Source organism: Vibrio sp. 5S239, assembly GCF_041439575.1.
Taxonomy (GTDB): Bacteria; Pseudomonadota; Gammaproteobacteria; order Enterobacterales; family Vibrionaceae; genus Vibrio; species Vibrio kanaloae.
The window spans coordinates 1-11056 of sequence record NZ_JBGOOM010000040.1 but is presented as its reverse complement, the minus strand read 5'-3'; the positions used below and the strand labels follow the sequence as shown (position 1 = coordinate 11056).

The following is an 11056-nucleotide window of genomic DNA, read 5'->3' as shown; positions in this document are numbered from 1 at the left end:
CAACCTTGCCAAGGTTGAGGTCATCGGTTCGAACCCGATGTATCGCTCCAAATTATTCAGATATGGTAATTACGATATCTTGATGCTAAAAGCATTAACTAAAAACCAGCGAAAGCTGGTTTTTTTGTATCTGAAAATTAATAAATTTACTTCTCTTCAATGGTTTATCACTTGATTTATACCAGTCACTTTCAGGTGTTTTAGGTATTGGGTCAGCCTTGATAGTATCGAAAGATGTTACCAAGGCTTAGCTGTGGCTTCGTTATTTGAGGGAGTTCCGTAGTAGTGACAACAGCTAAAAAGATCGCATTGCCGCCGCAGCAATGATGCCTGCTGCGATTGCTGGTAGAGGCTTTTTGACGATGAACATGACGACAGCTGTCGAAAAGAGTGCCGCTCTAGCGCCATTGTCACCTTCTACTGCAAGAGGTGCTAGAAGGGCAACTAATACAGAACCTGACATCGCACTAATGAACCGTTGAATACGTTCGCTAATTGGAACAAACGACATGACATACACACCACCCCAGCGGGTGATAAGCGTGACTAATGCCATTGCGATGATTATCAGTAGTGTTCCACCTACGCTCGTCTCGATATTCATGCTTTTTTCTCCTTCCAACAAGCACCCAAAACTCCGCCAGAGATAGCACCAACTACAACATGGCTATTTTCTGGTAAATACCAATACGCCAGCATTGAAGACGCTGCTGCTGTCGTCCAAATAGCAAAAATTCTTAAGCTTTTAGGCCCGACAACCACCATGGAAAGTAAAAAACAGCCCATAACCATATCGAGCCCAAGACTCACAGGATCTTGGATTGCGCTACCAAAGTAAATTCCAACCCAAGTACCAATAATCCAAAATGACCAAAGTGCTAAACCACCACCAACGAGCAGACCAAACCCCGGCTCTTTCCTCCCAAATGCATTGAGTGCCATTGCCCAATTTGCGTCCGAAGCTACCAACATCACACCATATCGTTTTGCCGGTGGGAGTTGACGTAACCAAGGATATAGCGTGGCCCCCATCAAAAGGTGGCGAGCATTGATCGCAAACACGGTAATAAGAACTGGAATAAGGGGCACTTCTGCTCCCCACATATCCAACGTAGCAAACTGTGAAGCACCTGCAAAAACGAGAGTGCTCATTAACATAGTTGGAAACTCATCCAGCCCTGTTTGTGCTGCTGCAACACCGAATGCGAGGCCAAAAACGATCACAAACATAGAGAGAGGCAAAAGTTGGGTGAAGCCGTTCCAGACATCGATTCGTGTAAATTCGTGTAATTCAGTTGAGGAGCGTTGAAGGTGTTGAGTATTTTCTGTCATAGAGGTTCCTAGCCAGCAGGCAAAAGGGCAGAGCCATGGAAGGATCTTGTTGTTATTTTGTGAACTGCATGTTTAACATCAATTGGATAGGCTTTCAAACGTTATATAGCAGATAAAAACACATAAGCGTTAGCAAAGATAAAATCTTGAAAGCCGAATTTAATCAATAACATGGCCAAACCATTAAATAAGAAAGCGAGCACGAGGCTCGCTTTATAATTCAGTTAGGAAGACCGAATTAGTTTACTTTACATATACACGAGGGTTTGCAGTGCCCCAAATAGTGTATAGCTCAGGGAAGATCACTTGTGAGTTATTTTCAATTTCCGCAGCGGAAATGGTCTTGCCTTGCTGAGAACCGAATAGCACAACTTCGGAGCCCGGAGCGACATCTTTGATATCGGAGACATCAACCATGGTAGTGTTCATTGAAGCCACACCCGTAACTTTAGCACGTTGACCATTGATGAGTACTTCTGCTGTATTGCCCATTTTTCTCGGGTAACCGTCAGAGTAGCCAACAGGAATATTCGCCATTAAGCTCTCTTTACTTGTCTTGTAACTGCTGTCGTAGCCGACAGTACTATTCTTTGGTAGGTGGTGAAGTGATGCGATGCGTGTTTTGAAAGACACGATTGATGGATATTCTGGGTTGGTCGGTAAATCACCATATAAAACGCCACCTGGACGAACCATATCAAGTTGTGCTTCTGGAACATTAAGCGCGGTATAAGAGTTTGCAACGTGCAATAAAATGTCTTCACGCTTTAGATCCGCTTCTTTAATAAGCCATGCTGAGCTGTTTTTAAATGAAGCTAACTTTTGACGAACATCGTCCGCATTGTAGTTTGGGAAGTGAGTCATAATACCGACAATGTTAACGCCATTTTGTTGAGCGATCTCTAGCGCTTCTTGTTGACCTTCTTCGGTTGTCATATCCACGCCATTTCGCCCCATACCACCGTCGTTTAGAGCAAGGTGAATCTTAACTTCTTTATCGGTTTTTTCTGCTAACTTAGACAATGCTTTCGCTTGCTCAGTACTGCCAATAAGCTCTTCGACATTGAGGTCGATTGCCGCTTCAATTTCACCAATGTCAGCAGAGCGTACACGCATAAGTTGACCTTTAAAGCCACTATCACGAACGGCTTTCGCTTCTGCATTACTTGCGACCGCAACACATGGGATGTTCTGTTCTATGATGGTCGGCATGAGACCGGCGATGCCATTGCCGTAGGCGTCGGCTTTCATCACTGCGCATACTTTTGTTTTGCCATCCATGTGTGATTTAAACTGTTCAATATTTTCTTGGAACTGACTCAAGTTTACTTCTAACCAAGCGTTAGCACCTTGAACTTGCTCTGCTTTTACTGCGGCATTGGTGATCTGAAGAGGGGCTGCTGTTGCTTGCATCGCTGGCGCAAAAGTTACCGCGGCGATGGTAAGTGCTAGTAAGGTTTTATTTAAGTGCATAAAGTCTCCGTACGCATTTTTATTGGTTATGTTATTGATTCTTTTGGGAGAATACCTGACGAAGTAAAACGCTCCAAGTGGTTATTTGGAGCGTTTTTGAGGAGCGGTGATTTAACCTAGTGCTAGATTAACTTAGAGTCGGATTAACTTAGTTTGAAGCGCCCCATCACATCTTTAAGAGAAATAGACAGCTGGCTCAGTTCGCGGCAAGCTTGAGCGGTTTGATCTGAACCTTGTGATACTTCTTGAGAGGCCAAATGTATATTTTCAATGCTTCGGTTAAGCTCTTCTGCAACCGAGTCTTGTTGGTTACAAGCGGTCGCGATTTGGCTACCCATGTCTGAGATATCAGAAATAGAGTGCTCAATGTCGCTCATCAGTTGTTTCGATTGGACTCCTTGTTCTGCACATTCTGAAATGCTGCTTCTAGAAAGTTCTGTGGCAGATTTTGCGTCTTTCGCAAGCGATTGGAGCTGTTCAATGATCGCAGTGATTTCACTGGTTGAATCTTGTGTACGACCAGCAAGTGTTCGAACCTCGTCTGCAACCACTGCAAAGCCACGACCAGATTCACCAGCGCGTGCAGCCTCAATTGCAGCGTTAAGCGCAAGTAGGTTAGTTTGATCGGCAATGTCGCGAATAACATCTACGATAACGTTAATTTTGTTCGATTGCTGTTCTAGTTCAGCCACAGTATCCCCAGCAGCACCAATAACGTTTGAAACTTCTTGAATCGAGTCAACCATGCTTTGAGTTTCACGAACGCCGTGCTGTGTACGACGGTTTGCTTCGTTAGCATGGTTCGCTGAATCTTCAGTGTTACGTGCTACGTCGGCTACCGCTGCTTTCATTTCTGTCATTGCGGTTGCAACGTGCGTGATTTGCATCTGTTGGTCTTTCATACCTGATGCCGAAATATCAGAGATTTGGTTCATTTCTTCTACTGCGCTGCTTAACTGAGTCACAGCTGAAATAACGTTGTCGATTACTTGGCGTAAATCGTCTTGCATCTTCGTGGTTGCATCAGCTAGCTCACCAAGTTCATCATTGCCTATCGCTTTACGGTCAATATCGCTTGATAAGTCACCGGTTGCGATCGCGTTTGCTTGCTCAACAACAAGTTTGAGTGGGCCGCAAATCAACAGTGTTAGCGCATACGTCATGCCAACCATAATCAATAGAATAATTATATTGCTCGCGATCGATGAATTGCTTAATCCGTTTACTGAAGAAAGGATACGAGTTTTATTGCTATCCATGGCATTTTTAAGCAGTCGAATCAGTTCGCCTAGCTCAGAGTCAACCGCTTGAAACGAAGACAATGAATTTGCCAAGATTGGCTGGGCCGTGCTTTTGTCGTTGGCCATCATCGCTTCGTTGTACTTGTCCATAGTGACTAAATACTGTTTCCACTGACGCATAAGACGCTGGTAAGTTTGTTGCTCTTCACCTGGCCAAATTGTCTCACCGTAAGCGTGTAGGTCTTGACTGATTTTCTCGCGTTCGCGAATGTTACTGGCGATTTTATTTCTGATTTTGTCAGCGTCTTCATAGGTATAAGTCGCAAATTGAGTACGGCGCCAGAGAGACATGTGATCTCGAATAGCGTCTACTCTTTCCATTGCAGGCAGAGTATCATCCGTATAATTTAATAGTTCAGTTTTAATACTTTTGAGCTCTGTAGATAAAAACACGCCAAACGCAATGTTGACAATGGCAATAAGTAAAAATGATAGCGATATTTTTTTCGCTATAGAAAGGTTCTTGATAGACATTGGTGATATACCTTGTTGGTCTTATGTTGTGTCGCCAAAGTAAACCACTTCCCTATATGTGATATTTGTCCATTAAATTACTGCAACGTATGTAACGTACCATTTATTACTGATATTTTCGATAATGAATTGAGCTTCAAATGAAAATAAAAAATGTCAATGATTTTGTAAGATTACGATTATGCTAGTTATAAATTTATCAGTAATGGGTTCTAATGCTTGGTATGAATGAGTGCTAGGTGAAGGGCTTTAATTTATTATGGGGGTTGTTTAAGACAGTTAATGTTTTTCTTGAAAACCAATGCTAACTGGTTGCTTTATGAACAACGTTTGTAAGCCATATACGTATTGATGCCTTTTGCATTATCCTTGCTCTATGTGAGGTTGAAAGATCGTTGGTTAGATTGTTTTATAACCGGTTGAATAAAATAAATAAATTTATTATTGACTCATTACTTTAATCAGTTAAAGTGCATCTCGTTCTCGGGAAATAACCCTAGAGAAAGTAATTTTACGAAAATTGGATGTAAGTCTGTTTAGACTATGGTGCCGATTATCGCAATAAAGAATTGCGTGCCCTGGTGGTGGAATTGGTAGACACAAGGGATTTAAAATCCCTCGACGTTCGCGTTGTGCCGGTTCAAGTCCGGCCCGGGGCACCATCTATTTGATTGTTACCTTGTTGGGTAGGAATCAACAGAGTCGTTCTCTTAAAACACGGCTTGAAGGCGCCTTGGCAGAGTGGCTATGCAGCGGATTGCAAATCCGTGGACCTCGGTTCGACTCCGGGAGGCGCCTCCATTATTCAAACTGAAAGGTCAGCTAAAATGCTGGCCTTTTTGCTATCTGCTATCTGCTATCTGCTATCTGATATATTTTCGTTTTCTACCATCGTCCTACGCTTGTCTACTAAGTCGATAAGTTCTTCACATTTATATACAGTTACTCATGATTCTGTAACGCTTTCATCCGCTATTACATATCTTATCGTTATAAATGAAAATGATTGTTATTTATTTTTGTTGTTACTAATCTATTATGAAATATTACAACGCACCCTGTCGTGCATCAAAGTGACGATATACCGCCCTTAAACCTTGTCATACTTATGGTTATTCGCTATGAATAATGCAAGATTAGGCTCTCCTACCTCTTTTGTTCTACCCCTTTTGGGTAGTTCGATTTCGTAATTGATTTACATCATATTTTCATTTTCTTTCATAATTCATTATTCGCTCAGTTAAGAAATATATAACCTTCAGGAATTCTTATGAGCAAGATGAAGCTAGTCGTAATCGGTAATGGGATGGTTGGTCATCGCTATATCGAAGATTTAGTCGAGAAGACAGATGTGACTAACATGGACATCACGGTGTTCTGTGAAGAGCCTCGTGTAGCCTATGATCGCGTACACCTTTCTTCTTATTTTTCACACCATACTGCAGATGAACTTTCTTTAGTTAAAGAAGGCTTTTACGAGAAACACGGCATCACTATGCTGATCGGCGAACGTGCTATCAACGTTAACCGTGAAAAGAAAACCGTTTACTCAAGCACTGGTCGTGAAATTCAATACGACAAACTCATCCTTGCTACCGGTTCATTCCCATTCGTTCCTCCGATCAAAGGTAACGAAGGCAAAGACTGTTTCGTATATCGCACTATTGAAGACTTGAAAGCGATTGAAGCAACGGCTAAGAACTCTAAGTCGGGTGTTGTTGTTGGTGGTGGTTTGCTTGGCCTTGAAGCGGCGGGCGCACTGAAAGCGCTTGGCGTGACAACACACGTTGTTGAGTTTGCTCCTAAGCTAATGGCTGAGCAACTTGACCAAGCGGGTGGTAACCAACTTCGTCAAAAAATCGAACGTATGGGCGTAAACGTACATACAAGTAAGAACACGCTTGAGATCGCTCCTGAAGGCATTGAAGCTCGTAACGTAATGCGTTTTGCAGACGGTACCGAGCTAGAAACTGATTTCATCGTATTCTCTGCTGGTATTCGCCCACAAGACAAACTTGCTCGTCAAATGGGTCTAGGTATTGCGCCTCGTGGCGGTATCGAGATTAACGATCACTGTCAAACGACTGATAAAGACATCTACGCTATCGGTGAGTGTGCATCTTGGAACCAAACGTTCTACGGCCTAGTCGCTCCTGGTTACAAAATGGCAACGGTAGCGGTTGACCACGTTGTTGGTAACGAAAGTACATTTGAAGGTGCTGACATGTCAGCGAAGCTGAAGCTTCTTGGCGTGAAAGTAGGTTCTATCGGTGACGCAAATGGCCGTACCCCTGGTTGTAAGAGCTACGTTTACCAAAATGAAGAATCAGAAGTTTACAAACGCCTAATTGTTTCTGAAGACAACAAGAAGCTTCTTGGTGCAGTAATGGTTGGTGATACGTCTGACTACGGCGATCTTCTACAGCTAATGCTGAACGAAATCGACCTACCAGAACACCCAGATGCATTGATTCTTCCTGCTCACGCGGGTGCTGAAAAACCAACACTTGGCGCGGATTCTTTACCAGAAACTGCCGTTATATGTTCTTGTTTCGATGTAACGAAAGGCAAGATCGCTCAAGCGGTTGCTGAAGGCCACCACACCATTGGTGATATCAAAGCAGTAACAGGCGCAGGTACGGGGTGTGGTGGTTGTATCCCACTGGTGACTTCAGTACTCAACGCTGAACTTGCTAAGGCTGGTGTAGAAGTAAAGAACGACGTGTGTGAGCACTTTGCTTACTCTCGCCAAGAGCTTTTCCACCTAATTCGTATCGAAGAAATCAAAACGTTTAATGAGCTTCTAGAGAAGTACGGTAAAGGTTACGGTTGTGAAGTGTGTAAGCCTTTAGCGGGTTCTATTCTTGCTTCTTGCTGGGGTGAACACATCCTTAAGCCTGAGCTAGTGAAGCTGCACGATACTAACGATAACTTCCTAGGTAACATGCAAAAAGATGGTACTTACTCTGTTATCCCTCGTATGGCGGGTGGTGAAGTAACACCTCAAGCACTAAGTGTTCTTGCTGATGTTGCTGCTGAATACAACCTGTACACAAAGATCACGGGAGCACAACGTATCGGTCTATTCGGAGCTCAAAAAGATGACTTACCAGCAATCTGGAAGAAGTTAATCGCTGCGGGTTACGAAACTGGACAAGCTTACGCAAAAGCACTTCGTATGGCGAAAACATGTGTCGGTTCAACTTGGTGTCGTTACGGCGTTCAAGATTCTGTTGGCCTTGGTGTGATGATCGAGAACCGCTACAAAGGCATCCGTACTCCTCATAAGATGAAGTTTGGGGTATCTGGCTGTACTCGTGAGTGTGCTGAAGCTCAAGGTAAAGATTTAGGTATTATCGCGACTGACGCAGGTTGGAACATGTACGTATGTGGTAACGGTGGTATGAAACCTCGTCACGCAGACTTACTGGCAAGCGACCTAGACCAAGAAACGCTGATCAAGTACATCGACCGCTTCATGATGTTTTACATCCGTACGGCTGCGCCACTGCAACGTACTTCGGTATGGATGGACAACCTAGAAGGTGGTGTTGATTACCTACGTGAAGTGATTGTAGACAACAAGCTTGGTATCAACGACCAACTTGAAGCTGATATTGCTGGCTTAGTCGATAATTTTGCTTGTGAATGGACAGATACAATCAACGACAAAGCTCAACTTAAGCGCTTTGCACACTTCATCAATACTGATGACCGTGATGATAACGTTGTGTTTGTTGAAGATGGTCGAGAACAACACCGTCCAGCGACATTCACTGAGAAATATTCTGAAGCCATTACTTCAAGGCATCAGGGCGACATCATTCACGTAGAAACTGTGTAACGGGAGACGACATCATGGCATTTACCAAAGTTTGTAAGATCGAAGACATTATCCCAGGTACAGGTGTTTGTGCATTGGTTGGTGGTGAGCAAGTGGCTATCTTCCGCCCAACTAAGGCTGAAGAAGTATTCGCGATTAGCAACACAGACCCATACTTCCAATCTAACGTGTTATCACGTGGTTTGATTGTTGAGCACAAAGAAGAGCTTTGGGTGGCAAGCCCACTTAAGAAGCAACGCTTTAACCTAGCAACAGGTGTGTGCATGGAAGACGAGAACTTCAATGTGAAAGCGTATAAAGCTCGTGTTGCCAAAGGCGCTGTAGAAATCTCTGCTTAATCTTCGGATGAGTAAGATTTGATAGTTCAAGGGTTCTAGTTCTCGATATTGCCTTAACTCGGCAACTAGAGCCTTTTCCTATCCAATTTTAACTTTTTTAAGGACAACCTTATGTCTACTGATTTTAAACCAGCTGAATTCGTTCAAACGATGATCGATGTGGGTGAAGCAAAAACGAAAACAAGTACTCGTGATCTTCTGATTCGAAGCACTATGGCTGGTATCATTCTTTCGCTTGCTGTCGTTGTGGCAATCACGACTATTGTACAAACCGGTATCGGCATTGTTGGCGCATTAGTGTTCCCAGTTGGTTTCGTCATTCTAAGTGTGATGGGTTATGACCTAGTCACTGGCGTATTTGGCCTTGCTCCTTTAGCTAAGTTTGATAACCGCCCAGGCGTGACTTGGGGGCGTGTTTTACGTTGTTGGGGTATTGTTGGCCTTGGTAACCTTATCGGTTCTCTCATCGTAGCCGTACTGATTGCTATCTCATTGACTGGTAACTTCTCTTTAGATCCAAATGCAGTCGCACAAAAATTCATTGCGGTTTCTACAGCTCGTAGCTTAGGTTTTGAAAACATGGGTATGGACGGGTGGATCACGTGTTTCGTACGCGGTATCTTCTGTAACCTCATGGTATGTCTAGGTGTGATTGGTAACATGACAGCACGTACAGTGTCTGGCCGTGTAGCAATGATGTGGTTCCCAATCTTCATCTTCTTCGCACTCGTATTCGAGCACACAGTAGTAAATATGTTCCTATTCCCATTGGGTATGATTCTAGGCGCAGATTTTGGTATCGCGACATGGTTGAACTTCAACCTTATCCCTACAATTCTTGGTAACATCGTTGGTGGCTTACTGTTAACGTGTGTTCCTCTATACCTGACTCACGCTAAAACGGCTCCTTCTCTAGGTGCTAAGTAAATCTGAATACGGTGAAACGTAATTTAGCCTGAGGATTGAAAGCCCCAACAAATTGTTTGGGGCTTTTTTGTTCGAACGCCTTAAGCACCATTAATGTGTTGATTCTTATTGAGCAAAATACCTGCAATAGATTGTTTTGTTATAATTACTTCTATCTTCGTTAGTATTTAGACAGAATATTTAACTCAACACCTGATAGTCTAAGGGTTAAGGATTTGGATAAGTCATCACAAATACAGTGACTTACCACATAGATTGAAGCTTGAGAAAAAACAAGCAAACCTTCGGAGCACAGCATGTCAGAAGTATCGTCATCGAATGTTAAAGAAGTAACCAAAGGATTGGTTACATTAGTAGGTGCTGGCCCTGGTGACCCAGACTTACTTACCCTAAAAGCGGCTCGTGTTATTCAACAGGCTGACGTGGTTGTTTATGACCGCTTGGTATCTAAAGATATTTTGGCAATGGCTAACTCCGATGCAGAAATGCTGTATGTGGGAAAAAAGCTCGACCATCACTGTGTCCCACAAGATCAAATCAATCAATTATTGGTGACTAAAGCACAAGAAAATAAGCATGTGGTTCGCCTGAAAGGTGGTGACTCGTTTATCTTTGGTCGTGGTGGTGAAGAGTGTGAAACCCTAGCTGAGCATGGTGTGAGGTTTGAAGTGGTACCCGGAATCACTGCAGCAGCAGGCGCGACGGCTTACGCGGGCATTCCACTAACACATCGAGATCACGCACAAAGCGTCCAATTCATTACTGGTCATCTAAAGAAAGATGGTGAAGATATTGATTGGCGCTCGCTTGCTCAGCACAATCACACGATCGTGTTCTATATGGGTTTAAAAGAGAGCCCGAACATCCAGAAAAATTTACTGGATAACGGTATGCGAGCAGACATGCCTGTTGCCATTATTGAGAACGGTACGCGCCAAGAACAAAAAGTATTCCGTGGTGGATTGAGTGATTTAGCGAACCTTGCTGGCGTTGCAAAAAGTCCTGCGTTGATTGTTGTCGGCAGCGTGGCTCAACTTCATGAAAAATTAGCTTGGTTTAACAAGCAAGTTTAACGACGTAACCTCAAAGCCGATAAACAATCAGCCAGTGAATAAATCAAGAATCAAATACTGCAGCGACTACTTTGTCGCTGCATTTCTCGTTGGCGCATTGGCATTTCGTCAATGATATTGGTGATTTTCTGCCAATCTGTTTTACCACTCCATCTGTATTTCTCTTTACCGTCTTTACCAATCAACACAGCGGTGTGTGAACCTTCAGGTATCTCATAAATACGGGTTACGGCATCTAAGTTAAACTCTTCTTCTAGCCAAGTAGGAACAGTGTAACCGCTCTCTGCTATTACC

General features: G+C 43.4%; 9 protein-coding genes and 2 tRNA genes. 6 read left to right on the top strand and 5 right to left on the bottom strand.

All coding sequences use genetic code 11. The annotated features are described in order from the left end of the window. Window positions 1-295: 295 nt before the first annotated feature. From ACED48_RS20095 to ACED48_RS20080, 4 genes are all read right to left on the bottom strand, one after another. Window positions 296-604, bottom strand: coding sequence for an AzlD family protein (locus tag ACED48_RS20095; protein WP_017058216.1), 309 nt, complete (start codon window positions 602-604; stop codon window positions 296-298). Then, entirely contained in the window at window positions 601-1332 is a 732-nt protein-coding gene (locus ACED48_RS20090) for an AzlC family ABC transporter permease (protein ID WP_017058217.1), read from the bottom strand. The genes ACED48_RS20095 and ACED48_RS20090 overlap by 4 nt, the downstream gene beginning before the upstream one ends. Before the next feature lie 243 nt (window positions 1333-1575). After that, entirely contained in the window at window positions 1576-2805 is a 1230-nt protein-coding gene (gene alr / locus ACED48_RS20085) for an alanine racemase (RefSeq protein ID WP_017058218.1), read from the bottom strand. A 143-nt stretch (window positions 2806-2948) separates the two neighbouring features. Beyond that, window positions 2949-4580, bottom strand: a complete 1632-nt coding sequence (locus ACED48_RS20080) for a methyl-accepting chemotaxis protein (RefSeq protein WP_017058219.1) — start codon at window positions 4578-4580, stop codon at window positions 2949-2951. A gap of 575 nt (window positions 4581-5155) precedes the next feature. On the opposite strand from ACED48_RS20080, the gene ACED48_RS20075 reads away from it, so the two are divergent. The 6 genes from ACED48_RS20075 to cobA all read left to right on the top strand — a co-directional run bounded on the left by ACED48_RS20075 (window position 5156) and on the right by cobA (window position 10762). Beyond that, window positions 5156-5242 (top strand) — tRNA-Leu (locus tag ACED48_RS20075). Window positions 5243-5307: 65 nt separating this feature from the next. Beyond that, window positions 5308-5381: transfer RNA gene (locus tag ACED48_RS20070), tRNA-Cys, on the top strand. A gap of 469 nt (window positions 5382-5850) precedes the next feature. Then, window positions 5851-8424: a nitrite reductase large subunit NirB gene (gene nirB, locus ACED48_RS20065; RefSeq protein WP_017058220.1), complete on the top strand. Its 2574-nt coding sequence runs from the start codon at window positions 5851-5853 to the stop codon at window positions 8422-8424. Window positions 8425-8438: 14 nt separating this feature from the next. Beyond that, window positions 8439-8762 carry a nitrite reductase small subunit NirD gene (nirD, locus tag ACED48_RS20060; RefSeq protein ID WP_017058221.1) on the top strand — a complete coding sequence of 108 codons (324 nt, stop codon included), beginning with the start codon at window positions 8439-8441 and terminating at the stop codon, window positions 8760-8762. 111 nt (window positions 8763-8873) lie between these two features. After that, window positions 8874-9689, top strand: a complete 816-nt coding sequence (locus ACED48_RS20055; protein WP_017058222.1) for a formate/nitrite transporter family protein — start codon at window positions 8874-8876, stop codon at window positions 9687-9689. Between the two features lie 296 nt (window positions 9690-9985). Continuing rightward, window positions 9986-10762: a uroporphyrinogen-III C-methyltransferase gene (cobA, locus tag ACED48_RS20050; protein ID WP_017058223.1), complete on the top strand. Its 777-nt coding sequence runs from the start codon at window positions 9986-9988 to the stop codon at window positions 10760-10762. 50 nt (window positions 10763-10812) lie between these two features. Here the strand turns inward: cobA and ACED48_RS20045 are convergent. After that, window positions 10813-11056 (bottom strand): DUF4174 domain-containing protein (locus ACED48_RS20045; RefSeq protein WP_371726462.1); only part of this gene is annotated, 244 nt, incomplete at its 5' end.

What these genes read in the sequence shown, in the direction of transcription:
- ACED48_RS20095 (WP_017058216.1), bottom strand. Translation starts at nt 604, where the DNA reads ATGAATATCGAGACGAGCGTAGGTGGAACACTACTGATAATCATCGCA.
- ACED48_RS20090 (WP_017058217.1), bottom strand. Translation starts at nt 1,332, where the DNA reads ATGACAGAAAATACTCAACACCTTCAACGCTCCTCAACTGAATTACAC.
- alr (WP_017058218.1), bottom strand. Translation starts at nt 2,805, where the DNA reads ATGCACTTAAATAAAACCTTACTAGCACTTACCATCGCCGCGGTAACT.
- ACED48_RS20080 (WP_017058219.1), bottom strand. Translation starts at nt 4,580, where the DNA reads ATGTCTATCAAGAACCTTTCTATAGCGAAAAAAATATCGCTATCATTT.
- nirB (WP_017058220.1), top strand. Translation starts at nt 5,851, where the DNA reads ATGAGCAAGATGAAGCTAGTCGTAATCGGTAATGGGATGGTTGGTCAT.
- nirD (WP_017058221.1), top strand. Translation starts at nt 8,439, where the DNA reads ATGGCATTTACCAAAGTTTGTAAGATCGAAGACATTATCCCAGGTACA.
- ACED48_RS20055 (WP_017058222.1), top strand. Translation starts at nt 8,874, where the DNA reads ATGTCTACTGATTTTAAACCAGCTGAATTCGTTCAAACGATGATCGAT.
- cobA (WP_017058223.1), top strand. Translation starts at nt 9,986, where the DNA reads ATGTCAGAAGTATCGTCATCGAATGTTAAAGAAGTAACCAAAGGATTG.